A 25,750-nucleotide genomic window follows, 5' to 3' on the forward strand; every position below is an offset into this window, starting at 1 on the left:
TCGTTGTGCGGTGTATGCGTTTCGGCAAATGCGGACTCCGCTGCCTTGATCCCACGGAGAGGGAATATTACTGCGTCGGGCGAGGCGAGATGGGGAAGGCGTGAGGTCAAGGTGTGGCTGAATGGGGCAAGGCGGGGGAAGACGAGGCGAGATAGGGAAGGCGTGGGGCGCGGTGAGGCTGAATGGGGCGGGCCGAGCTTGGAAAAGTGGAGTAAGAGGCGAGCGAGGGGACAAAGTGGAGCGGGGTGAGGTGGGGTGAACGGGCAAAGCGAGACGAGAAAACGGAATAGGCGTGACTGAATACTGCGACTAGCACTGTGACTGCGTGACCGCTACGGCTGATGGAAATCGCCCGCTCGAGTGAGCGGGGACGGAGGTACGCCGTTGTCCGCCCGTCTCCGCGTCTCACGATATCTCGTTTTCGCTCCGCCGTGCGGACGTGATTTTCGTACGTACGTCATACCCATGTCCATTAATTCACTTAAGAGAACACAATCGAACGAAGTCGCACATTTTACCGGCGAAACGATTCGTCGTCATCATGCGGATGTTATTGCTCACATGATTTCCTGAAACGAACATGTCGGTCGGGTAAAGGTGCGGCAAACAACGATAGGAAATTTTTCATAGCGCCGTGTCGCGGGCGTGTCGTCGGAACGGACGGGCTACAGGCCGACCGCAGCCGGATCCCACCCGTCAGCCGGCACTGTCCCGCAAATGCTCCACGAATATCCGCATGCCGTCTCCAAACAACCTTCCGGACACCCTGATGACTACACTGACAACGGACCGGCAAGCGGTCAGCAGCGGTCGTAATTCCGCACGAACAGGGGGGAGCCGATGATCATCGAACGGAACATGGAACGTACCGATCTGCCGCTGGTGGTGATCCCGGCGTGCTTCCCCTCCATGGTGCCCTACCTCGAACGCAGCCTCGACGAGATCGCCGCCAAGGCCCGCGTGCGCATGCACACCGATATGACGCTCGATCTCGACGAGATCCTGAACCGTCTCGCCGGCGCCGACGTGGCCATGACCACCGGCATTCACTTCACCAACGACATTCTCGACCGACTCGTGCCCACACTGCGCTGCATCACGTTCGGCGGCACCGGCATCGCCAACTTCGTCGACATCGATCACGCGCATGACCTTGGCCTCATGCTGTGCAACGCCGTGCACTACGGTGACAACGCCGTGGCCGAACACACCATCGCCCTGCTGTTCGAAATCACGCACAAGGCCGGACGACTCGACGTACGCACCCGCGCGGAAGGCTGGCCGGGCTCCGACATCACCGAAATCGGCGGCCTGACCATGGGCCTCATCGGCTTCGGCGGCATCGGACACCGCGTGGCGGAACTCGCCCACGGACTCGGCATGAACCTGACCGTCTGGGCGCGCCACCCCGACGACGAGACGCTGCAACAACTCGGCGCCCGTCGTGCGTCAAGCATCGACGACGTATTCGCCACCGCGGACGTGGTCAGCCCCCATCTGGCACTCAACGACGCCACGCGTGGCATCATCACCGCGAGTCACCTCGACCTGCTGCGTCCCGGCAGCATCTTCCTCAACACGGCCCGCGCGGAACTCGTGGCCCCCGGTGCGCTCGAACAACGCCTCCGCAAGGGCGACATCTTCGCCGGCCTCGACGTCTTCTCGCCCGAACCGCTGCCCGCCGACGCACCCCTGCGCGACTGCCCCAATACCGTGCTCACCCCGCACGTGGCATGGCGCAGCGGCAAGGCGCTCGCCGGCATCGTGCAGCAGAACGTTCGATCCGTCATCGCGTTCCTCGACGGCGGATCGTACAACGTCGTCTGACGGCCAACGTTCTCTGCCCATTGACCACCTCCGATCATGAAAGCCTGACCGACCATGCGCACGATCCTCAACACCCCTGATTCGCCGGCACACGACTCGCTGGTGGAGAAGAAGTCCGAATTCATCGGCGACGCCTGTCACATCGATTCGCAGGATGAGGCGCTCGCGTTCGTACAGACGATCCGCGACCAGCATCCCAAGGCGCGACACGTGGCGTTCGCCGCCATGTGGGGTGGTTCGGACGGACGGCTGGGGGAGCGGATGAGCGATGACGGCGAGCCGAGCGGTACCGCAGGAAAGCCCATTCTCGACGTGCTGCGCCAGGGCGGGCTGACCGACTGCGTGGTATGCGTGACCCGATATTTCGGCGGCATCCTGTTGGGTTCGGGCGGTCTGATCCGCGCGTATTCATCGGCTGCATCGCTGGCGGTGAAGGCCGCGCAGGGCGCGAACATCATTCCGTGCGTGCAGTACGAAACGGTGGTGGAGTACCCGCAGTTGGCCATGATGCGTCAGCTCGTCTCCCAGCTCGACGGTACGGTGGACGATGAGGAATTTACCGACTGCGTGACCATGCTGTTCTCCGTGCCGCAGCCGTCGGACGACGAGTTCGAGGCGCGCGTGGTGGAGACGTTCAACGCCACGGTGCTGGTGGAGCGCCGCGGCAGCTTCAACCGTCCCATCGCGGACCGCGGCTAAGCTGGATGCCCATGACCGAAGAAACCCCGCAGCCCGTGCAGCCCGAATCTGTGCAGTCCGAGAACGCCGGAACCGAGACCCCGCAGGAAACCGCGCAGCAGCAGCCGGCCACCTCCCAGCCCGAATCCGCCGACCACACCGACCACGAGCCGCTCACCGTCACCTACGAACGTCTCCGCCACTCCGAGGATCCGGCCGAGCTCGGCGAATTCGCCCGTCGTCCGTTGCCCGACCGTTCCGACGCCGCCGCATTCTCCCGCGCCACCGCACTGCTCGAGGCCGTGGCCGGCAACCTGCATACCGACGTGGCGGACCGCGTGTTTCTCGCCGAGACCATGCCCTTCCCGAACGTGTTGGTCAAGCTCAGCGTGGATCCCGATCCGTCCGTGCGCGAGGCCGTGGCCAAGAACACGGCCGACAAGAACTGGCTGGTCGGGCGCCTGACCAAGGACGACGTCGACGAGATTCGCGAAGTGGCGCTGCGCAATCCGAACACGTCGTGGAAGATGCGTATGGAAGGCGCGGAGGATACGCGCAACGGCGCCGAAATCCTCGACTATCTCTCCCGGTTCGGTGCCGACGACGATATGCCCGGCCCGGCCGTGCTCACGTCGATGATCCGCCGTGCCGTGGCCCTGAATCCCAACACGAACGCCGACACGCTGGCCCGCCTGGCGAACGATCCCTCCGAGGAGGTCCGCCACGCCGTGGAACGTCGCAATGGCGACGCGCGATAGGCGCATGGTAGGGGGTGTACGGTAAAAAAGCCGTTTCGATCGGGTAAAAACGGAATGTCAAACGATATAACCGGCGTTTCAGGGTTAAGCTGAAACCATGGAACAGCGAGAAGAAACCAAAGAACGCCTGTCGCGCCCGCTGATTCAGTTGGCGAAGATGAAGGGTGTGGCCACGTTCTACGTCGGCCAGCAAGGTGAATACGTCGAGATCGACGATGACGTCCTGGTCGATGTGCTGCGCAGTCTTGGCGTTGACGCTTCGAGCAAGGAAGCCATCCTCGACTCCCTGCGCAAGGGCGACGCCGAGCGCTACAGCCGTCTCGTGCCGGCAACGTTGCTGCACATCGCCGGACAGGAGAGCAAGGTCAAGGTCAACAACGAGGTGTTCGACGTCCCGTCGGCCAAACTCGTGCTCGAGGACGGCACCGAATACTCCGAACCGATCAAATGCGTGGCCGGCGATGGCGCCATGGCCAAGGCGATCGGCGACAAGTTCATCGTCAATTCCGCGTTGGTGATTCCGGCCGGCGTGCCGCTCGGCTACCATACGCTGATCGTCACGGTGGGCAACCGTACCGAGAAGGCGACGCTGATCAGCGCCCCCGCGAAGATCGATTTGCTCGACCCGATGAAGAACGGCCACCTGTGGGGTTGGATGGCCCAGTTCTACTCCGTGCGCTCGCAGGATTCGTGGGGCGTCGGCGACTTCGCCGATCTCAAGACCATGCTGCGCGACGCCAAGGAGAAGACCGGCGCCGACTTCATGCTCATCAACCCGGTGCATGCCGGCGAGCCGTGCACGCCGCTGACGCCGTCGCCGTACCTGCCGATCTCGCGCCGGTTCGTCAATTTCACGTACATCAATCCGCAGAGCGTGCCCGAATATTCGGAACTGTCCGACGAGGCCAAGGCCGAGATCGACCGTCTGCACGAGACGGTCGGCGCGTTGAACGACGACGCCGAGAAGATCGATCGCGACGCCATGTGGAACGCCAAGATGCCGGCTCTGTGGACGATCTTCAAGGCCGGACGCACTCCTGAACGACAGCGGGAGTTCGATGCGTTCAAGGCCAAGGCCGGCGAGGATCTCGAAGGCTATGCCACGTGGTGCCTGGCCTACGACAAGTGGGGCGCCCCCACCGGCGAGCCCGGCTCGTGGGTGAAGACCTTCAACCGCGATTCGCCCGAGGTGGCGCAGCTGCGCAGCCAGTACCCCGACACGCTGGACTTCTACCGTTGGCTCGAATGGATCGCCGACGAGCAGCTGGCCGACGCCCAGCAGACCGCGCAGGACGCGAACATGACGATCGGTCTGATGAGCGATATGGCCGTGGGCGTGCACCCGTACGGCTCTGACGTGTGGTGGAACCCCGAGCGCTTCGCCTACGGCGCCACCGTGGGCGCCCCGCCGGACTTCTACAACCAGCAGGGCCAGAACTGGAGCCAGCCGCCGCTCAACCCGAACTATCTGGCGGCCACCGGCTACAAGGCCTACCGCGACATCGTTGCCGGTATGTTCGCTCATGCGGGCGCGGTGCGCATCGACCATGCCATCGGTCTGTTCCGCCTGTGGTGGATCCCCGAAGGTCGTAGCGCCAAGAAGGGCGCCTACGTGTACTACGATTCTGCGGTCATGCTGGGCATTCTCGCCCTCGAGGCCACGCGCGCCCATGGCGTCGTGGTTGGCGAGGATCTTGGCGTAGTGCCCGAATACATGGCCCACTCGCTGGCCGAGCATGGTCTGCTCGGCTGCGCCATCGAGTGGTTCGAGCAGCGCGACGGCAAGTTCCGCAGGCCGCAGGACTGGCGTCCGCTCACCCTCGCTTCGGTGACCACGCACGACATTCCGCCGACCGCCGGCTACCTCACCTACGAGCACGTGAAGCTGCGCAGCCAGCTGCATCTGCTCACCGGCAGCGAGGAGGAGTTCATGGCCGACGCCAAGCGTGAGCACGATGCATTGCTGTCCATGCTCGCCGACGGCGGCTTCATCAAGCGCGGCTGGTTGAACAACGAGGCCGAGCATGAGCAGGATCTCATCGAAGGCATGCATCGTGCGCTGTGCGCGTCCCCGTCGAAGCTGCTGTGCGCCACCATCACCGACGGCGTGGGAGAGAAGCGTACGCAGAACCAGCCGGGCACCAACAACGAGTATCCGAACTGGCGTATTCCGCTCGCCGATGGCAATGGCCGCGTGGTGAGCGTGGAGAATCTGTTCTCCAACGAGCGCGTGCAGTCCCTCGCTGCCGTGATGCGCGGCGAGAAGTGAGCTCTGCGAACTCCGTTCGATCGACGACGAAGGCGAGGACCCGCAAGGCCGTGAAGGCCGGGTCCCCGCCTTCGTCCGTTTCGCCCGCCGCGACGGAGAAATACGAACGCGGCACCCGCAGCTACACGATGTCGCACATCCGCGGCAAGGACACCTCGATCGAGGTGATGGTTCGTCGCTATCTGTTTTCCCGGGGACTGCGATTCCGCAAGAACGACAAGCGGTATCCCGGTCATCCCGACGTCGTGCTGCCGAAATGGCATACCGTCGTGTTCGTCAACGGCTGCTTCTGGCATATGCACGAAGGATGCGCCAAGCATACGATGCCCAAGTCGAACGTGGAATTCTGGACGGCGAAACTCACAAGGAATCGTGATCGTGATCGTCGTCAGCACGCCGAACTCGAGGCCATGGGCTGGCATGTGATCGTGGTATGGGAATGCGAGCTCGGCAAGGCCGTGCGCGAAGCCCGTCTGGAGCGTCTTTACGCCGAAATCACCGGCGTGTCGTGATACCGTACTTATTTTGACGAACGTGAAAAACGCGGTATGCTAATTGATTGTTGTGTTTCCCAGGGGTCCTTCAAAGCGCTGTCCCACTCGCCATTAGGACTTTCAGGGAGCCCACGGATAATGCGGCACGACGGATCTGACCAATCCACGACTGCCCGGAACACAATAGATAGAAAAGGTATATCGTGAAAACTTTCACTCCGAAGGCTAACGATCTGACTCACGAGTGGTACGTCATCGACGCCACCGACGTGGTGCTTGGCCGTCTCGCGACCACCGCCGCTACTCTGCTGCGCGGCAAGAACAAGCCGACGTACGCTCCTCACGCTGACGGCGGCAACTTCGTCGTCATCGTCAACGCCGAGAAGATCGCCCTGTCCGGCAACAAGCTGGGCAAGAACCTGTACACCCACTCCGGTTTCCCGGGTGGTCTGCGCGCCGATTCCTACGGCGAGCTGCTGCAGAAGGATCCGGCTCGCATGATCAAGGCCGCGGTCAAGGGCATGCTCCCGAAGAACCGCCTCGCCAAGGTGCAGCTCGACCGTCTGCGCATCTACACCGGCCCGGAGCACCCGCACGCCGGCCAGCAGCCCGTCCAGTACGAGATCTCCCAGGTCTCTCAGCAGGCTAAGTGATCTAGGACCGAAAGAAGGAGTAACCGATTATGGCTGAAAACACTTCCGCGGTCCAGGAGACCGAGACGGAGCTCACCGAGTACACTTCCGAGACCAACGCTGGTGCTGGCACCGGCACTTCCACGATCGCCCCGGGCTACGGCACCGGTCGTCGTAAGGAAGCCGTCGCCCGCGTGCGTCTGGTTCCCGGCACCGGCAAGTGGACCATCAATGGCCGCTCGCTGGAGGAGCACTTCCCCGGCAAGATCCAGCAGCGTGAGGTCAACTCTCCGATCGTGCTGCTGAAGCTCGAGGGCAAGTTCGACGTGATCGTCCTCGTTGACGGTGGCGGCACCACCGGCCAGGCCGGCGCCATCCGCCTCGGCGTGGCTCGCGCTCTGAACGCGATCGATCGCGACGCCAACCGCGCCGCTCTGAAGAAGGCTGGCTTCCTGACCCGTGACGCCCGTGCGGTGGAACGCAAGAAGGCCGGTCTGCACAAGGCTCGTCGCGCCCCGCAGTACTCCAAGCGCTAAAGCTTTGGTACCGCACGTGTGCACGGCGATTGGTCGTCACACAGCGCACAGCATACGGAAAGCCCCTGTCTCCCACGTGGAGGCAGGGGCTTTCCCTGTTTTTGGGGTTCGCCGGTGTGTGCGGGGGAGTGGCGGTTGGTTGTATGCGTTGGGTGTATGCGTTGGTTGTTATGCGGCGGCGGTTCTGCGTCGGGGCGACTCGGGTTGGGATCGTTCTGTGTTGGAATCGTCCTGTGTCGGGATCGTCCTGCGGACGATGCTGTGATCGTTCCCTTTCGGGAACGGGTCACCTCATCCGCCAGCCTTCGGCTGCCACCTCCCCCTCAAGGGGAAGGCTGCATATTCCGATATAGCCGAATAGCGAAAAGTCGGCTTCCCCTTGAGGGGAAGCTGTCGAGCGAAGCGAGACTGATGAGGTGATGTCGCGCAGCGACCCGCGTCAGCGGAACCACGGCATCGCCGCAGGCGATTCCACCGACCCGGCGCCAACAACGCAATGAGCTACTATCGCCTCACCCGGAGAGCCGCCATAGCCCCTAGCCCCACCCGGTACACGCCACCGCGACCGTACTCCTCACTCTGCTCACCCGCCGCAGCTCATTCATCCCAGATTCGCTCGTGCGCCGATCTGCTGGAAGAGGCTGATCGACAGGCCGGTGACCAGCCACGGATCGTTCTCGCGTTGCGGCTCCTGCTCGTCGGATACCGTGGGAACGTTGGCGCCATCGTTGGACGCGTTGGCTGTGGCGTGCTGCGACTGTCGCCCCGAGTCCTTCACCCGTTCGTTGATCGACCCGTCGGAACGGTCGGGCATGGCCGCTGCATTCGTCTCGTCGTCGCCATCGTCGTCGAACGGGCCGTTGTGCTGCTGCACCAGCCGTTGGATGGCCTCGGTCGGCACGGTCTGCGTCCACGTCACGATGTCGTTGTCCTCCTTCGACGCCTTGCGTGCGCGCGCCGAATACTGGTCGAACGCCTCATCCACGCCGTCGTGTTCGCTCAGGTGGATCGGCGACGTATCGTCCACCTCGCCGGAACTCCACATCATGCGCCATTCGCAGTCGGCGGGCAGCGTGAACTCGGTCTCCTCGTCCACGCCGTTGACCACGATGGCCACGTCCGGTACCTCGTCGGAGACCAGTCGCATGGTGAAGCTGCGTTGGGCGTTGTTGAACCAGTCGTGTTCCATCGGCGTGGTGCCGTCGGGCAGGAACCATTGCACATGGCTCGACGGCTTGGGCAGGCCGAGCATAGAGAGCCTGGTGAAGAACTCCTCGTGATGGTACTGGTCCATGGACTTGCGCAGCGCGATCAGGTCGTGCGTGAGCTCGAGCCGTTTGAGCTGCGGCGTGCGTTTGGCGGAGAACAGCCAATCCCAGTCGAGCCAGCCGATGTTGCTGTCCTGGCAGTAAGCGTTGTTGTTGCCATACTGCGTGTTGCGGAACTCGTCGCCGGCGAGCAGCATGGGCGTGCCGAGGCTCATGAGCACGGTGGCGAGCAGGTTCATGGCCGCGCGTTCGCGTTTGGTCTCGATGACGGGATCGGTGCTGGGGCCTTCCACGCCGAAGTTCACCGAATGGTTCACGCCGGAGCCGTCGCGGTTGTCCTCGCCGTTCGCCTCGTTGTGTTTGGTGGCGTATCTGGTGAGGTCGGTGGTGGTGAATCCGTCGTGACAGGAGACGAAGTTGATCGATGCGATGGCGCCGCGTCCGGGTTCGGTGGCGAACAGGTCGGCCGATCCGCACAGTCGGGTGGCCATTTCCTGCATGCCGATGGCGCTGCCGTGCCCGCGGGAGAGACTATCGACGTCGGTGAGCCAGAATCGTCGCGTGGAATCGCGGAAGCGATCGTTCCATTCGGCGAACGGCACGCCGAACTGTCCGGTGCGCCATCCGCCTTCGCCGATATCCCACGGCTCCATGATCATCTTGAGGTTGCCGAGGATCAGATCGCTGCGCAGCGCGTAGAGGAACGGATGATGACGGCTGAACGATCCTTCGAGTCGGGCCAGCGAGGCGCCGAGATCGAAGCGGAATCCGTCCACACCGATGCGCTTGGACCAGTAGCGCAGCGAGTCCACCGCGTAGTTGATCACGCGGGTGTTGGTGAAGTCGAGCGTATTGCCGCAGCCGGTGGTGTCGACGAGCATGCCGGGGTTGTCGCCCCTGCGGCAGTAGTAGCTTACGGCGTCCAGTCCGCGCCAGCTGTATGACGGTCCGTCGAGTGCGCCTTCACAGGTGTGGTTGTACACCACGTCGAGAATCACCTCGATGCCGCCGGCGTGCAACGCGCGCACCATGTCGATGACCTCCTGCCGCACGGCCGCCGGCCCCTTGCGTTGCGCTTCCTTGGTGGCGTATGAGGGTTCGGGCGCGAAATAGCCGAGTGTGGAGTAGCCCCAGTAGTTGACGGCCCCGCGTTCGGCGAGTCCGATTTCGGTCTGCTTGGCGAAGATGGGCAGCAGCTCCACCGAGGTGATGCCGAGATTCTGCAGGTAGGCGACGGTGGTGGGGTGGGCGAGTCCGGCATAGGTGCCGCGTAGTTCCTCGTCCATCCATGGCGCGTTTTTGGTGAAGCCCTTGACGTGCAGTTCGTAGATTACGGTCTTGCTCCACGGCACGTGCGGATGCACGGGATCGCCCTCGTGCTTGTGGATGTCGCGGTCGTCGATGACCACGGAATAGGGCATGTGTCCCAACGAGTCGAGATGGCTCATCGGCCCGTCGTATGCCCCGTCGACGTGTCCGTTGGTCACCGTGCATTCATAGGGAAAGATCTCCGGACCGATGTCGACATGACCTTCGATGCCCTTGGCGTAGGGGTCGAGCAGGAACTTGTAGGGGTTGAACTGCACGCCGCGGCGTGGGTCCCAGGCGCCGTCGGCACGGTATCCGTATCGCATGCCGTTGCGCGCCTTGGGCAGATGCACGTACCACATGCCATAGTTGGGGCCTTCCATGCGGAACAGGGTCTCGCGGCAGTATTGCTTTTCGAGGATGCGGGAGCAGATGGGGAACTGCCGGATCTGCTCGTGGAACGGCATGGTCGAATTCTTGGGCAGCTCGGTGGCGACGTTATAGAAATCGCTCGGCTGATCCAGGGACTCGATCACGCTGAGCCACACCTGATCGGCGGTGTCGGACCAGACCACGGCGTCGGCCCCTCCATCGTCCGTGAGAAACATGCCAGGTCGTGTGGCATAACGGTGCAAAGATGTCTTTTCCATACCTCAATTATCCCCGTTTTGGTTTCGACGGTGGCTGATGCGACGACACGCGGGCGGCTGATTTTTGATGAGCGTTTGACGTCTTATGGCGACATGTTGAAAATCGTTGAAATTCCAACGTTTTCTAGTAATAGTCGATCCAACTGCAACACTTTTTGAAAATACTTTTATAAAACTTTGCGTTTTCGGTTGGCGTGTTGCCGAGGGAGATGTTATCGTGATGTACATCACATCCTGTGGTGTGATGAATTCCGAAAACGTCCGCAAAACGAACATTATTTTTGTGACTTTTTGCGCCCTTTTCGGGTCGGTACACACATCGACGCGCGGTCAGGAAGTGCGACCGAGCGCCAGCGCACAGACATGTATTTATTTGGATAACCCGATCAAGGAGGACACGTGGCAGCATCCAAGAAGGCGGAAGCAGCTCCCGCCGCAGCCCAGGTCACCGACATCCACCCCGCCGAGCAGGAAGTCGACGCTCTTGTCAAGAAGGCGCTGGTCGCGCTCGACAAGTTCGAACAGCTCGACCAGAAGCAGGTCGACCACATCGTGGCCAAGGCCTCCATCGCCGCGCTGAACAAGCACCTGGTGCTCGCCAAGCTGGCCGTTGAGGAAACCGGCCGTGGTCTGGTGGAAGACAAGGCCACCAAGAACATCTTCGCCTGCGAGCACGTCACCAACCACCTCGCCCGCCAGCGCACCGTCGGCATCATTCGCGAGGACGACGTCGAAGGCATCACCGAGATCGCCGAGCCCGTCGGCGTGGTCGCCGGCGTCACCCCGGTCACCAACCCCACCTCCACCGCCATCTTCAAGTCCCTCATCGCGCTGAAGACCCGTTGCCCGATCGTCTTCGGCTTCCACCCCGGCGCCCAGAAGAGCTCCGTCGAGGCCGCCCGCATCGTGCGTGACGCCGCCATCGCGGCCGGCGCCCCCGAGGACTGCATCCAGTGGATCGAGCACCCGTCCATCGAAGCCACCGGCGCGCTCATGAAGCACCCCGGTGTCGCCACCATCCTCGCCACCGGCGGTCCCGGCATGGTCAAGGCCGCTTACACCTCCGGCAAGCCCGCCCTCGGCGTGGGCGCCGGCAACGCCCCGGCCTACGTGGCCCCGGACGCCGACATCGTGCGCACCGCCAACGACCTGGTGCTCTCCAAGCACTTCGACTACGGCATGATCTGCGCCACCGAGCAGGCCGTGATCGCCGACAAGTCCGTGTACGAGCCGCTGCTCGCCGAGATGAAGCGCCGCAAGGCCTACTTCGTCAACGCGGAGGAGAAGGCCAAGCTGGAGAAGTACATGTTCGGCGTCACCGCCTACGAGTACGAGGGCCAGAAGACCAAGCTCAACTCCGTGGTGCCGGGCAAGTCCCCGCAGTTCATCGCCCACGCCGCCGGATTCGAGATCCCGGAGGACGCCACCATCCTCGCCGCCGAGTGCAAGGAAGTCGGCGAGATGGAACCGCTGACCATGGAGAAGCTCGCCCCCGTCCAGGCCTTCCTGCGTTCCGACAACAAGGAAGAGGCTTTCGAGATGTGCGAGAAGATGCTCCAGCACGGTGCCGGCCACACCGCCGCCATCCACACCAACGACCAGGCCCTGGTCAACGAGTACGGCAACCGCATGCACGCCTGCCGTATCATCTGGAACTCCCCGAGCTCCCTCGGCGGCATCGGCGACATCTACAACGCCATCGCCCCGTCGCTGACCCTCGGCTGCGGCTCCTACGGCGGAAACTCCGTCTCCGGCAACGTCCAGGCGGTCAACCTCATCAACATCAAGCGTGTCGCTCGGAGGAACAACAACATGCAGTGGTTCAAGATCCCGGCCAAGACCTACTTCGAGCCGAACGCGATCAAGTACCTGCGCGACATGGGCGGCGTGAACCGCGTCGTCATCGTCTGCGACAAGGTCATGCTCGATCTCGGCGTCGTGGAGAAGGCCATCCAGCAGCTGCGTCTGCGCCCGAACCACGTCGACTACCGCATCATCGACTACGTTGAGCCGGAGCCCTCCGTCGATACCGTCGAGCGCGGCGCCGCCATGATGCGTGACGAGTTCCAGCCCGACACCATCATCGCCATCGGCGGCGGTTCCCCGATGGATGCCGCCAAGATCATGTGGCTGCTGTACGAGCACCCGGAAATCGAGTTCTCCGACATCCGTGAGAAGTTCTTCGATATCCGCAAGCGCGCGTTCAAGCTGCCCGAGCTCGGCAAGAAGGCCCGCCTGGTGTGCATCCCGACCTCCTCCGGCACCGGTTCCGAGGTCACGCCGTTCGCCGTGATCACCGATCACAAGACCGGCTACAAGTACCCGATCACCGACTACGCGCTGACCCCGTCCGTGGCCATCGTGGACCCGGTGCTCGCCCGCACCCAGCCGCGCAAGCTGGCCTCCGACTCCGGCTTTGACGCCCTGACCCACTCCTTCGAGGCCTACGTCTCCGTGTACGCCAACGATTTCACCGACGGCATGGCGCTGCACGCTGCCAAGCTGATCTGGGAGAACCTGGAGACCTCCGTGAAGGAAGGCCCGGCCAACCCGCTGGCCCAGGAGAAGATGCACAACGCCGCCACCATGGCCGGCATGGCGTTCGGCTCCGCGTTCCTCGGCATGTGCCACGGCATGGCGCACACCATCGGCGCCCTGTGCCACATCGCTCACGGCCGCACCAACTCCATCCTGCTGCCGTACGTGATCCGCTACAACGGCCAGATCCCGGACGAGCCGACCAGCTGGCCGAAGTACAACAAGTACGTGGCCCCGGAGCGCTACCAGGAGATCGCCAAGAACCTCGGCATCGACCCCGGCCGCACCCCGGAGGAGGGCGTCGAGAACCTGGCCCGCGCCGTCGAGGACTACCGCGACAACAAGCTCGGCATGGATCGCTCCTTCAAGGCCGCCGGCGTTGACGAGGAGTACTTCTGGAGCGTGCTTGACCAGATCGGCATGCGCGCCTACGAGGATCAGTGCACCCCGGCCAACCCGCGTATCCCGATGATCGAGGATATGAAGGATATTGCCATCGCCGCCTACTACGGCGTCTCGCAGGCCGAGGGCCACGCCAAGCGCGTGGAGCGCGAAGGCCTCAAGGCCGTCGAGGAAGCCTCCCAGCGCGACTAGTCGGCCTCTGATCGGCCAGCCATCCGACTGACCGATCCAACCTAACCCAGGGTCCCTAGGAATTCCAAGATTCCCCGGGACCCTTTCCCATACCCAGAGGCTCCCCTCCCCACCGGAGGGGAGCTGTCGGCGCAGCCGGCTGAGGGGAGGCGCTCTTCCCATACGGGTCTAATACCCTACTTCTTCCATTCGTTTTCGCTGATTCTCGTCCCCCCCCATCGTGCCTAGAAATACGCCTCCACCCCCCGATCAAGAAACACCTCCCGGAACTCCCCAAGATCCTCCGCATGAAGCGCCGGCACCCCCGCCATGGCATATGGGCGTCCCAGCATCTCGTATTTGCGCTCCCCGAACTGATGGAAGGGCAGCAGTTGCACGCGGTCGATATGCATGGAACGCAGCAGATCCGAGAATGCCGCCGCGTCATCGAGCGTATTGTTCACACCGGGGATGACGGGGATGCGCACGCAGATTTCGATGCCTCGCTCCACGGCCGTGGCGAGGTTGCGCAGAGGCAGGTCGCTGTATCCGCCGGTCCAGCGTTTGTGGGCGTCTCGATCATGGTGCTTCATGTCGATAAGCAGATAGTCGAGTTCGTCCAGCGCCTGATTGAAGATCGGCGGTGCCGCATGACCGGTGGTCTCCATGGCGGTGTGAATGCCGCGCATGCGCAGTTCGCGCAGCAGCGGGATGGAAAATCGATGCTGCATCAGGGCCTCGCCTCCCGACAGCGTCACTCCGCCTCCTGATTCCTCGTAGAACATGCGGTCCTGTTCGCAGATTCGCACCACTTCGTCGATGGTGTAATGCTTTCCTTCAACGGTGCGTTCCCCCGTTTTGGGATCGACCAGGGTCTCTATACGCGGACTGATCGATTCCGGATTCGCACACCATGGGCAGTGCAGCGGGCATCCCTTGAAGAACACGGTGGTGCGTATGCCCGGCCCATCGTTGGTTGAGAATTTCTGGATGTTGAAGATCAGTCCGATGTCGGTGCGCTTCGGTGCGCATGTGCGGAAGGTCGACGAGTGGGAGGGGACTTCGACCTTCGAATTCGGTCGTTCGAGTGTCAGTGTCATCATTGATCCTTTCTGATTTCACTATAAAGTATGTTCGAAAGTAAATCAACTTACGAATGAAATATAACAGAGTGTGGAACGCGGGGAAACGGACCGATTGATGTGTTGTGGTGTGTTAGGGTCGAACATGATTGCAATGGCCTGGCACGTGACAGGCGGGGTGATGATCGGAGGACGGCATGGCGGCTGCGGAAAAGCGGATGAATCGGATCCTTGAACTGATCGCTGAACGAAAGCGCGTAGAAGTGGCCGTGATCGCCGACGAACTGGGTGTCTCGCAGGTCACGATTCGCAAGGATCTCAACGAACTCGAATCCCGTGGCGTGATTCGCAGGGAGCATGGATGCGCCATGCTGCACAGCGCCGATGACGTGGAGGGGCGTCTGGCCTATCACTATGAGGAGAAGCTGCGCATCGCACGAAGGGCTGCGGAGTGCGTTTCGGACGGCGATGTGGTGATGATCGAAAGCGGCAGCTGCTGCGCGCTGCTGGCCGCCGAGCTGGTGACGACGAAGCGCGACCTGACCATCTTCACCAACAGCGCGTTCATCGCCGGGTACGTGCGCGGTAAGTCGTCGTCGCGCATCATGCTGCTCGGAGGCCTGTATCAGCAGGATTCCCAGGTGATGGTCGGCCCTATGCTCGAGCGGTGCATGAGCGGACTGTACGTCGATCTGCTGTTCGTCGGCGCGGACGGATACGCCCCCGGTCTGGGCTTTTCGAACCGTGACTACATGCGTGCCCAGGCGGTGCGTGACATGGCTTCGCATGCCGGGCGGGTGATCGTGACGACCGAGAGCGAGAAGTTTGCCAAGCGGAGCACCGTGCCGTTGGATTTCGGCGATCGTGCCTGCATGGTCGTCACCGACGCCAGTGTCGGTCCGGAGGTCTCCAAGGGTCTTGCCGACGCCGGCATTCAGCTCGTCACCGTCTGAATGCCATATGGTCCGCAGTCGGCCATGATGCGAGGGCCGTTCCGATTGATCCGCCGTCTGCGCACGCCGTTGTGATGATCGCCACTCTGCGACACGCCGACCGATCGGTTGGTCGGCGACGAGCGTCCATGTGATGCTGATATCCCGATACGTCATACGAGAGTAGGCGTTGACGTTTGTATGAGTTCCTTGAATCGCCTTATCGTACCTTCATTCCATTTTCATTCGAAAGAGAAAATACTTTCGAACATTGACAAGAAAACTTTTCTTCGGTATATTCATGATTGTCATCAAACGATGGCACACACCGATGAAGGTGTCGCCGACCCCAGTCGCAATGTGCCGATGCAGTGATGCACAAGGCAGTCAGAAAGGAACCATCATGAACGAAGCGCACTTCGGCAGACTCACCCCGAGGATGAACTCGTTCCGCGACCAGCTGCTTGACGCCGTACCGCAGGTCGATGTGGAACGAGCGATGATCACCACCGAGGTCTACCGCGACAACGCCGACCAGCCGCTCGCGCTGAAGCGTGCGATCATGCTCAAGCGGGTCCTCGAGGAAATGACCATCTTCATCGAACCCGAAACGCTGATCGCCGGAAACCAGGCCTCCACCAACCGCGGCGCGCCGATCTTCCCCGAATACGCCATGAGCTGGGTCATCGACGAACTCGACAAGTTCGACAAGCGTGACGGCGACCGGTTCACCATCACCGAGGAAAACAAGGAGAAGCTGCGTTCCATCGCACCGTTCTGGGAGCACAACACCCTGCTCGATCGCGGCCTTGCGGCATTCCCTCCGCATTCCAAGCTGTTCTACGATCTCGGCATCATCAAGTCCGAGGGCAACATCACTTCCGGCGATGCGCACTGTGCCATGAACTACGCCGGAGTACTGGATCAGGGGCTCAAGGGCTACGCCATGCGGGCGCGGCGAAAGCTCGACGAGCTCGACCTCACCGACTATCGCAACATCCACAAGAGCTACTTCTACCGCGCGATCCTCATGGTGGTGGACGCCATGCGTGAATTCGCCGGACGCTATGCCGCGCTCGCCCGGCAGCAGGCGAAGACCGCATCCGCGGAACGCGCCCGCGAACTCGAACAGATGGCCGCGGCGCTCGACCGCGTGCCCTACGAGCCGGCGCGCACCCTGCGCGAGGCGGTGCAGTCCGTATGGCTGGTGCATCTTGTGCTGCAGATCGAGTCCAACGGCCACAGTCTGTCGTACGGCCGTATGGACCAGTACCTTGACCCGTTCTACGAGGCCGATCTCAAGGCCGGTCGCATCACCGAGGACGAGGCGGCCGAACTCATGAGCAACCTGTGGCTGAAGACCTACACCATCAACAAGATCCGCTCGTGGAGCCACACGCAGTTCTCTGCCGGATCCCCGCTCTATCAGAACGTGACGGTCGGCGGGCAGAAGCTGGTGGACGGCGAGCCTGTGGACGCCACGAACCCGATGAGCTGGCTGATTCTCAAGACCGTGGCGCAATGCCATCTGACCCAGCCGAACCTCACCGTCCGCTACCACTCGAATCTGCCCGACGACTTCATGAGCGAATGCATCGAGGTCGTGCGTTGCGGATTCGGCATGCCGGCGTTCAACGACGACGAGGTCATCATCCCCAGCTTCATCGACAAGGGCGTGAAACGTGAAGACGCCTACAACTACAGCGCCATCGGCTGCGTGGAGACCGCCGTGCCGGGCAAGTGGGGCTATCGATGCACCGGCATGAGCTTCCTCAACTTCCCCAAGGCGCTGCTCATCGCCATGAACGACGGCGTCGATCCGGCCAGCGGCATCAAACTCGTGGACGGCATCGGCCACTTCCGCGATTTCACCAGCTTCGAGCAGGTCATGGCCTGCTGGGACAAGGTAGTTCGCGAGATGGCACGGCAGTGCGTGATCATCGACGCTACCTGCGATATGGTGCTCGAGCAGGATACCGCCGACATCCTCTGCTCCGCACTGACCGACGACTGCATCGAGCGCGGCCTCAACATGAAGGAGGGCGGCTCCGTCTACGACTTCATCTCCGACCTGCAGGTGGGCATCGCCAATCTCGCCGACAGTCTCGCCGCCATGAAGAAGGTCGTGTTCGAGGACAAAGCCGTGACGCCGGCGGAACTGTGGGATGCACTGCAGGCGAACTTCGAAGGAGCGACGAACGAACGGATTCGTCAGCTGCTCCAGCAGGCGCCGAAATACGGCAATGATGACGACTACGTCGATTCGCTGATCCGGCAGGCGTACGACATCTACATCGACGAGATGAAGAAGTATCACAATACCCGGTACGGTCGCGGTCCCATCGGCGGCGTCTACTACGCGGGCACCAGTTCCATCTCCGCCAACGTGCCACAGGGTGCGGGAACGTTGGCCACGCCGGACGGGCGCCGGGCGGGGGAGCCCCTTGCCGAAGGATGCAGCCCCTCGCATGGCGCCGACGTCTATGGTCCCACCGCGGTGTTCAAGAGCGTGTCCAAGCTGCCGACCGAGGACATCACCGGTGGCGTGCTGCTCAATCAGAAGCTCACGCCCCAGGTTCTGGCCAAGCCGGAGAATCGGGAAAAGCTCGCCTTCGCCACGCGCACCTTCTTCGATCGTCTGCACGGATACCACGTGCAATACAACGTAGTTTCACGTGAAACACTCATCGACGCACAGCGTCATCCCGAGCGTCATCGTGATCTGATCGTACGTGTGGCCGGATACAGCGCCTTCTTCACCGTGCTGTCCCGCGCCACGCAGAACGACATCATCGAACGTACCGAACAGACGCTGTGATCGGTATCGCCCGCGCGATCCGATTCGGTGATCTTCGCCAAACGACGCCGGCGGACGCCCGACGATCGCATCAATCCCAATCCATGAAATCAAATCAGTCAAATCATAATCGAAAGGAACCATCATGAAACTGCTCATCGACGACGCCGACGTCAACGCCATCCGTCGGCTGATCGACTACTATCCCATCGACGGAGTGACCACAAACCCTACCATTCTGGCCCGATCCGGCCGCTCGCCGTTCGACGTGCTCGGTGAGATCCGCAGCATCATCGGGCCAGAGGCCGAACTGCACGCGCAGGTGACGGCACGCGACGCTGCGGGCATGATCGAGGACGGCAGGCGCATCGCCGGGGAACTCGGACCGAACACCTTCGCCAAGGTTCCCAGCGTTCCCGAAGGATTCAAGGCCATGAAGGCCCTGGTGTCGGAGGGCGTCAAGGTCACCGCCACCGCCGTATACACGCCGCTGCAGGCGTATCTGGCGGGCAAGGCCGGCGCATCGTATGCCGCTCCGTACATCAATCGCATCGACAACATGGGATATGACGGCGTCGCCGTGGCCTGTGCCATTCATGACATCTTCCGGGCCAATGGAATCGCATGCAACGTGCTCGCCGCAAGCTTCAAGAATTCCCAGCAGGTGCTTGAACTGGCGCAGTATGGCGTAGGCGCCGCCACCGTGGCCTCTTCGGTCATCGACGGGCTGGTGAAGAACCCGGCCATCGACGCCGCGGTCGACGCATTCATCTCCGACTTCGAAGGACTGGTGGGCGCGGGCAAGACGATGGCCTCCTGCTGACAACCCCGCGGTCGCATCAGTGAGATGATGCGTCGCGGCAGACGATACGGCAATCGGCGCCGCAGCAATCAAAGTCGATGACTGCGGCACCGTCCGTTTCGTTCACACGTCCGTCGTGACATCTCGCTGTCGTGCCGGTCCCTCGTTCTTCTCGTCGGTGCGTCGGTCTGGATTCGGCAGTGTGGATATGCCGGCGGATCTGACCGGGTGCGGGGCGGATATGTCCCGCACCCATATTTTTCTATTTTCCTTGTCGGAATGACCGACATCATCAGTGCAAAGGAGCATTGGACATGAATGTACTCACCATCGATATCGGCGGAACCTTCATCAAATACGCAACGATGAGCGACGACGGCATCATCCTCAGCCGCGGCAAGGTCGAGACTCCACAAAACGGCAGGGAGGAGCTCGTCGAAACGCTTTCCGGACTGTACGAACAGGAATGCGAAGGCTACAACATCGACGGCATGGCCATCTCGCTTCCGGGCATCGTCGATTCCGAGAACGGATACATCGTCATGGGCGGGGCGCTGCGGTACAACGACGACTTTTATCTGCGGCACGCGCTGTACCAGCGCTGCCCGGTGCATATCGTGCTGGAGAACGACGCGAAATGCGCGGTGATGGCCGAGGCCACCGTGGGTAGTCTCAAGGATGTGAGGAACGGCTTCGCGCTGATCTTCGGCACCATGGTCGGCGGCGGATTCGTCAAGGACCGCGAGCTCTACCGCGGCAAGCATTTCTCTGCCGGCGAGGTGAGCTACATCATCACCTCGCCGAGTGGCGATCCGAGCATGGAAGGGGTGTGGGGCAACCAGTGCAGTACGCTCAGCCTGTGCAATCGATACGCGCGGATCAAGGGATTGCCCGTTTCGGAGGTCGATGGCGTGAGGTTCTTCCAGGCCGTGGAGAAGGGTGATCCCGACGCGCGTGCGTGCCTTGACAAGTTCGCGCACGAGGTCGCCATCCAGATCTTCAACATCCAGAACGTGCTCGATCCCGATCGTTTCGCCATCGGCGGCGGCATTTCCGCACAGCCGACGCTGATCGACGCCATTCGCACCAATCTCAACCGACTGTATGCGTACTGTCCGTATCACGTCTCCCAGGCCGAGGTCGTCACCTGCAAGTTCCAGAATGACGCCAACCTTGTCGGCGCTCTGCAGTGCTATATCGCCGACATCGAAAACACCGGCATCGGCGAGACCTTCGACACCGTGAGGGAAGTGGTTCCGGCGTGAGTGACGGCACCGGCGGCGCCGAGTAATCCGTGCGGATGAATATAGTATCCCGAGAATCGTCTAGAACGATCTAACAGGAGAGGAAACACAACCATGGATCTTGTATTGGCCGCTATGCCCTCGGTGGTATGGGGCATCTACGCGCTGATCATGCCGGTGATCGGCGGCACATCGCGCCACCAGACGTTCGGCGTCACTTTGGGATGCCTGCTGTTCGCGCTGATCGCCTTCCCGTTCGTGCCGCACACCTACACGCCGCTCACGGTGCTGATCAGCTTCCTGTCCGGCATCTTCTGGACCATCGGTAACTACGGACAGATCTGCGGATTCAAGGAGATCGGCGTCTCCAGCACCATGCCGATCTCCACCGGCGAGCAGCTGGTCGGCACCAGCCTGGTCGGCGTGCTGTTCCTGGGCGACTGGGCGTCCACGCAGGCCAAGGTGCTGGGCTTTCTGGCGATTGCGCTGTTCATCGTCGGCGTGGCCTTCACGTCGTACGTGGAACGCGGCGACGGCGACGAACGGGCGAACAACATGATCACCGGTCTGACGGTCATCACGATCTCCTCGCTGGGCTTCATTGCCTACGTCGCGGTCATCCAGCTGTTCTCGATCAACTCGTTCGACGCGATGCTGCCGCAGGCGGTCGGCATGTTCGTCGGTGGACTGGTCATCGGCGCGCGCGAGCCGGGCAAGTTCTCCAAGAAGACCTTGGTGCTCATGCTGCCGGGCATCCTGTGGGCCATCGGCAACCTCATTCTCATGATCTCCAACAGCCGGCTTGGCGTGGCCATCAGCTTCCCGATGTCGCAGATGGGCCTCATCATCTCCACCATCGGTGGCATGGTGTTCCTCCACGAGAGCAAGACTCGCAAGGAGAAGGCCTCCATCTCCATCGGTCTGGTGTTCGTGGTCGTCGGCATCGCCCTGGTGGCCCTCACCAAGACCATGTGAGTGACCCAGCGGACCGCGTGAACCCGCGGACTCCGCGATCGTTGAGTCACATGATCCCATTCGGCGAGACCGGATAATCCCACCCAGCCGTTCCGGCTGGCATCCGGCTTCGCCGCCAATCAAATCCGCCAATCCGCCGCGTTGCGTGCTCCCTCCTCATCGAGGGACCCCGCAACGCGGCGTTTTTGTTTCCCGGGCCTGTCCCCTCCCTCTGTCATGGCACGCCCCATGTCCCGTGGCTCCCCTCGCAGTCGAGGAGAGCTGTCGGCCGTGGCCGACTGAGGGGAGCCCCACCAGGAATGGCGCCAGCCCCACGATCTCCGTGTGGCTTGGCTTGGTGAAGTGGTGGTTGCTGTGGAGAGAGAACCAAGGACCAATGAGGATTCGTAACCCCGTGGCTCCCTTCGCAGCCGAGGAGAGCTGTCGGCCGTGGCCGACTGAGGGGAGTCCCACCAAGAATGGTGCCAGCCCTACGATCGCTGGATGACCTGGTCTGATGAAACTGTGGATGTCATGGAGTGCGTCGGGATTCCTGTGGCTCCCCTCGCCGCCGAGGGGAGCTGTCGGCCGTGCCGACTGAGGGGAGCCGCTCCAAGGCAACAAGCCTCAGCCAACCATTGCGCCCCCGGTCATCTTCCCACGCCTCACGAGAGCCGCACGCCGCCAATCCCAACTACTCCGCCGCGTCCCTCCGCGGCTCTCGCTCCGCCTTCGCCAACGCCGCCGCAATCGGATCGTTCGAAAAGTCATGACTGCGATAATCCGGATCGTCCACCGGCAGATGCTGCACCAACGTGTCGAACACCTGACTGAGGATGTCGCCGCGTTCTAGCACGGCGTCGAGCACATGCCCGCCGATTGTATGGTCGTCGGACAGAAAATGCTCATGGAATCCGGCCACGGCCGCCCCGTTGAACATGAGCGGCGAAAAATAGCCAAGCATCGTGCCCTTCACATCGTGCCCCAGGAACATGGCCTGCTGATCGGCCACCTGCTCCAGAGTGGGGTAGGGGGCCTGCTGCTTGATCACGGCCCTCGTCTTGATGAAACTGAATGTGCCGTGCACGATCACGGAGAAGAACGTGTTCGCTCGACCATTGGCCGCCACGATCTTCTTGTTCAGCTCCTCAAGGCCGATGTCGGTGCGTTGGCACTGGTACTGGAACGCGGCGCGATGCACACTGGCGAACGGCAGGGTGAAATCGTCCGGTACCACTTCGGCCACGCCGCTCGGTCCGACTTTGTACGCAACGCCGTCAAGAATGATCAGTTCGCCGTCCAGCCCCTCGCCGGTGCCGATGCCGGTGTCGCCGTGCGTCAGCAGTTCCGCGATCGTAGTGGTGCCTTCCAGCAGGCCGGGGACAAGCTGCGCAAGTGTGCCGTGCTGGTAGAGCACGTTCGCGCCGCGCTCGGTGATCGGTTTGATGTTCGAAGCATGGGATTGTGTCACAAATCCACCCTACGACGGATTCCCCGTTCCGGTCCATCCCGTTCCATCGGTTTGCCGGTTGGGATGGGATGGGATCCGGGCGGTCACGGGGTTGAAATCTGGGTATTTCCGTATCGGTTATATCGAAACCGTCTTATCCATTCCTCATATCTGGGTATTTCCGTATCTGTTCTGTATGGGCCGTATCGGGGCCGGGCCGCATACCCCTCGTATCTGGGCATAACCGGCCCAATATCTCTGGGGCTATCCGCATCACACGATCGGATCTGGGTATTTCCGTATCACAAAGACCTTGTAATCACCGTCTTCGTGATACGGATAGACCCAGATGCCCGCATAGATGTCCGGATATACCCAGATATCTCGAATATTCGATTCTGATTCCGATTTTGATCCGGATCCGAATCCTGAAACCAGTCCCGGTTATTCCAACCGGGAAATCCGCGGAACTCCGGCCCATTCCAGTTTCCTCACCAGATCCGTCCTCCGATACGCCTCGGCGAACGAAAACCTCACCATCGAGGTCACGACCATGCGGATCCGTTCCTCCCGCTCCTTTTCCGCGATGATCGTGTCGGGCAGACTGCCGTTCCGATACATCGATTCATCCCGATACTTGATCCGTCCGTCAAGTTCCGCAACGATCGTCCGACCATCATCGGTCCGCCAGAAATAATCGACCCGGTCGGGATTGCCGTTTTCGTTCCGGCATGGCATCGCCACCTGCAGTTGCGGCGGCGCGAACCCCTCCTCGATCATCACGGCCAGCGCGTACGCTTCCCCGCCGTTCTCCGTCTTCCCCGACGCGTATTTCAACACTTTCAGAGCCCCACGCCGGTTTCGTCCCTCCTCCGTCCGGAATGCGCGGGACAGTTCGTCGATCGTGGTGAACCTCTGCCTGAGCGCCGACTCGACGATGGGCAGTGCGTCAGGAAAATCAAGCCAGCGGGCACAGTCGAAGATCGTCCTCAGCAAAATGGTCACGCGTACATCGTCCACTATGACGTGTTCCTCGGATCCGATGTAGTGATTTTTCATGATGCGATTGTTGCGAACCATGGCGTTGACCGGCATGACTCGATGCACCTCGGTCATTTGTCGCGTCGAATCGCAGATTCCATGGACGATTGCGGCCGTTGGTCCGCCGAAGACCCAATGCGGGTGCATGCGCGACAATGTTCGGACGTGATGCCGAAACTGTTCCACTGGCGACAGGCTTTGCCAGTATGACGCGCGTGCAAAGCACCGTTGTCCCACACGCACCAGTTCGCCGACGGCCGTTCTTCGCTGCAGCATGTGACGTTGCGCGTCTCCGGTGCTCCAGATGCAGAGTCGATTGGTCTCCGCCTCGGCGAGGAGACTGTTCAATTTCGTATTTGTTCTCATGCCGCGACGGTACCGGCCGCGGAGCGGGAAAGTCCAGAGTCATCGGGGAATGTGGTCGAATGTGGATTTCCCTTGAAGACTCAAGGGATTCCGGGGAAAGCGGGTGGCGTCGGGGGTATCCGGGTATTTCCGGACCCATGTGTACCGGCCGAACCGTTTCTGGGTATATCGGTCGACTATCGCTGGGTCTAACCGGCATATAAACAACGGATCTGGGTATAACCGCATCATGAAGACAGGGATTCTGTGGTCTTCGCGGTACGGAAATACCCAGATCCGACCGTGTGATGCGGATAGACCCAAAAATATCGGACCGGTTATGCCCAGAAACCAATGAGTGGTGGGGCTGATACCCTCGGTTTTCTATCCAATGAGTGACGGGACCCCGATGACGGTCACGGCGCAGGTCAGCAGGATCGTGACGAGTTCGGTGAGACCGACCGCTAAGGGCTTGACCTTTCGGCGGCGGGCGATTGCCGGCAGTGTGACGGCACGGGCCAACAGAATCAGAGCGAGACCGCCGAACCACGGGAAGACCATGAATCCCGCTGCGACCAGCCCGACGTGCCAGATCCACGACGCGACAAGATACGTGCGACTGCCGCGCTCGCGGATCATGGTTTTGACGAAGAGCACGGATCCGAATTCATAGAGCGCGAAGATCATGGCGGCGATGAGACTGGCATGGGGGAGAGGAACGGTCAGCCATGTCGAGATCGACCATCGGCCCGGTGAAAGGAGACCGATTCCGCCTGTCTGCGAGGACTGCATGGCCGACGAGTGCGATACGAGCGCAGGATTGCCGATCCAACAGACGACCACGGTCATGGAGCAGGCGGCCAGAATGACCGCAATATTCGCCCAGATTGATCGTTCCCGACGCATCCATGCCGCAACGAATGACAGAGCCGCGAGTGTGGCGAAGAGCGGTGCCCACAGCAGGATCGCCGGATGCAGAAGAATAAAGGGGATGCCGAGTATGGCCAGTGCCACCGTATATACGAGCATTGGCGGCATATATCGGCGGGAACGTCGTGATTTGAGCCATCGGGCCGCAGAGTATTGCACGCAGTAGCAGAGAATCCAGCATGTCAGCAGCCAGATGGTGGTGAGATTGGCTCCGGCCAGACCGATACCGGCTAGAGCGGGCATGAGTGCCATTGCCCAAGCTCCTGGTTGCGAGGGGATCCAATCACGCACGGTGAGCGGACGCATGATGGGTGGACGCACGCTGGGGGATGATGGTGCCGGTGATGCGTTCGGCGCGGCTGGAGCGGAGTCGGCGGCAGTGTGGTTCTGAGCGTTGGCTGCGGAGTCTGACATGGATTCCACCGTAGGGCATGTTCCCCGTTCGGTCCAGAGTGATCGGGACTGGCTTGGCTATGCGGCGTTGGTCTTCTCGGGGTTTAGGCACGGACCGGCTCCCTCTCTGAGGGGAGCCGTCTGTGACAGCAGACTGAGGGGAGGTACGGGCCGAATCCCCCGCACCACCATTCTCCCCTCAGTCACCTGCGATGCCAGCTCCCCTCAGAGAGGGGAGCCAGAACCATA

At 61.8% G+C, this 25,750-nt stretch carries 18 protein-coding genes; 13 read left to right on the forward strand and 5 right to left on the reverse strand.

Going from position 1 to position 25,750, the window contains the following annotated elements; genetic code table 11:
- The first annotated feature begins 840 nt into the window (after nucleotides 1-840).
- From D2E23_RS07670 to rpsI, 7 genes are all read left to right on the forward strand, one after another.
- Complete coding sequence (locus tag D2E23_RS07670) at nucleotides 841-1,827, forward strand: NAD(P)-dependent oxidoreductase (protein WP_126030360.1); 987 nt, start codon at nucleotides 841-843, stop codon at nucleotides 1,825-1,827.
- Between the two features lie 54 nt (nucleotides 1,828-1,881).
- A complete protein-coding gene (locus D2E23_RS07675) occupies nucleotides 1,882-2,526 on the forward strand; it encodes an IMPACT family protein (RefSeq protein ID WP_126030361.1) in 645 nt (214 codons plus the stop codon).
- 11 nt (nucleotides 2,527-2,537) lie between these two features.
- Nucleotides 2,538-3,263, forward strand: coding sequence for an AbrB family transcriptional regulator (locus D2E23_RS07680; RefSeq protein ID WP_126030362.1), 726 nt, complete (start codon nucleotides 2,538-2,540; stop codon nucleotides 3,261-3,263).
- A gap of 97 nt (nucleotides 3,264-3,360) precedes the next feature.
- The gene (gene malQ / locus D2E23_RS07685) at nucleotides 3,361-5,532 is read left to right on the forward strand and encodes a 4-alpha-glucanotransferase (protein ID WP_126030363.1); all 2,172 of its coding nucleotides are present in this window, start codon (nucleotides 3,361-3,363) and stop codon (nucleotides 5,530-5,532) included.
- Nucleotides 5,533-5,582: 50 nt separating this feature from the next.
- Nucleotides 5,583-6,044: a very short patch repair endonuclease gene (locus D2E23_RS07690; protein ID WP_277596559.1), complete on the forward strand. Its 462-nt coding sequence runs from the start codon at nucleotides 5,583-5,585 to the stop codon at nucleotides 6,042-6,044.
- A gap of 185 nt (nucleotides 6,045-6,229) precedes the next feature.
- Nucleotides 6,230-6,679, forward strand: a complete 450-nt coding sequence (gene rplM, locus D2E23_RS07695; RefSeq protein ID WP_093959627.1) for a 50S ribosomal protein L13 — start codon at nucleotides 6,230-6,232, stop codon at nucleotides 6,677-6,679.
- A 29-nt stretch (nucleotides 6,680-6,708) separates the two neighbouring features.
- Entirely contained in the window at nucleotides 6,709-7,194 is a 486-nt protein-coding gene (rpsI, locus tag D2E23_RS07700) for a 30S ribosomal protein S9 (RefSeq protein WP_093959626.1), read from the forward strand.
- A 601-nt stretch (nucleotides 7,195-7,795) separates the two neighbouring features.
- Here the strand turns inward: rpsI and glgX are convergent.
- Complete coding sequence (gene glgX / locus D2E23_RS07705) at nucleotides 7,796-10,420, reverse strand: glycogen debranching protein GlgX (protein WP_126030365.1); 2,625 nt, start codon at nucleotides 10,418-10,420, stop codon at nucleotides 7,796-7,798.
- Between the two features lie 453 nt (nucleotides 10,421-10,873).
- Between glgX and adhE the strand changes: the two genes are divergently transcribed.
- Nucleotides 10,874-13,552, forward strand: a complete 2,679-nt coding sequence (adhE, locus tag D2E23_RS07710; RefSeq protein ID WP_241227255.1) for a bifunctional acetaldehyde-CoA/alcohol dehydrogenase — start codon at nucleotides 10,874-10,876, stop codon at nucleotides 13,550-13,552.
- Nucleotides 13,553-13,776: 224 nt separating this feature from the next.
- Here the strand turns inward: adhE and D2E23_RS07715 are convergent, their stop codons facing one another.
- Nucleotides 13,777-14,634: a glycyl-radical enzyme activating protein gene (locus tag D2E23_RS07715; RefSeq protein WP_206432022.1), complete on the reverse strand. Its 858-nt coding sequence runs from the start codon at nucleotides 14,632-14,634 to the stop codon at nucleotides 13,777-13,779.
- Nucleotides 14,635-14,810: 176 nt separating this feature from the next.
- Between D2E23_RS07715 and D2E23_RS07720 the strand changes: the two genes are divergently transcribed.
- The 5 genes from D2E23_RS07720 (at nucleotide 14,811) to D2E23_RS07740 (ending at nucleotide 21,363) form a co-directional block, all read left to right on the forward strand.
- Nucleotides 14,811-15,566: a DeoR/GlpR family DNA-binding transcription regulator gene (locus D2E23_RS07720; RefSeq protein ID WP_126030367.1), complete on the forward strand. Its 756-nt coding sequence runs from the start codon at nucleotides 14,811-14,813 to the stop codon at nucleotides 15,564-15,566.
- Nucleotides 15,567-15,948: 382 nt separating this feature from the next.
- Nucleotides 15,949-18,363 carry a glycyl radical protein gene (locus D2E23_RS07725; protein WP_126030368.1) on the forward strand — a complete coding sequence of 805 codons (2,415 nt, stop codon included), beginning with the start codon at nucleotides 15,949-15,951 and terminating at the stop codon, nucleotides 18,361-18,363.
- A gap of 124 nt (nucleotides 18,364-18,487) precedes the next feature.
- On the forward strand, nucleotides 18,488-19,165 hold the full coding sequence (locus D2E23_RS07730; RefSeq protein ID WP_126030369.1) for a transaldolase family protein: 678 nt from the start codon (nucleotides 18,488-18,490) through the stop codon (nucleotides 19,163-19,165).
- Between the two features lie 293 nt (nucleotides 19,166-19,458).
- Nucleotides 19,459-20,409, forward strand: coding sequence for an ROK family protein (locus D2E23_RS07735; protein ID WP_126030370.1), 951 nt, complete (start codon nucleotides 19,459-19,461; stop codon nucleotides 20,407-20,409).
- A 93-nt stretch (nucleotides 20,410-20,502) separates the two neighbouring features.
- On the forward strand, nucleotides 20,503-21,363 hold the full coding sequence (locus D2E23_RS07740; protein WP_126030371.1) for a GRP family sugar transporter: 861 nt from the start codon (nucleotides 20,503-20,505) through the stop codon (nucleotides 21,361-21,363).
- Between the two features lie 673 nt (nucleotides 21,364-22,036).
- Here D2E23_RS07740 and budA read toward each other — a convergent pair.
- The 3 genes from budA to D2E23_RS07755 all read right to left on the reverse strand — a co-directional run bounded on the left by budA (nucleotide 22,037) and on the right by D2E23_RS07755 (nucleotide 25,522).
- Entirely contained in the window at nucleotides 22,037-22,813 is a 777-nt protein-coding gene (gene budA / locus D2E23_RS07745; protein ID WP_126030372.1) for an acetolactate decarboxylase, read from the reverse strand.
- A gap of 423 nt (nucleotides 22,814-23,236) precedes the next feature.
- Nucleotides 23,237-23,887 carry a hypothetical protein gene (locus D2E23_RS07750; protein ID WP_126030373.1) on the reverse strand — a complete coding sequence of 217 codons (651 nt, stop codon included), beginning with the start codon at nucleotides 23,885-23,887 and terminating at the stop codon, nucleotides 23,237-23,239.
- A 675-nt stretch (nucleotides 23,888-24,562) separates the two neighbouring features.
- Nucleotides 24,563-25,522: a YwiC-like family protein gene (locus D2E23_RS07755; protein ID WP_241227253.1), complete on the reverse strand. Its 960-nt coding sequence runs from the start codon at nucleotides 25,520-25,522 to the stop codon at nucleotides 24,563-24,565.
- Nucleotides 25,523-25,750 lie beyond the last annotated feature (228 nt).

Source organism: Bifidobacterium callimiconis, assembly GCF_003952005.1.
GTDB classification, from domain to species: domain Bacteria; phylum Actinomycetota; class Actinomycetes; order Actinomycetales; family Bifidobacteriaceae; genus Galliscardovia; species Galliscardovia callimiconis.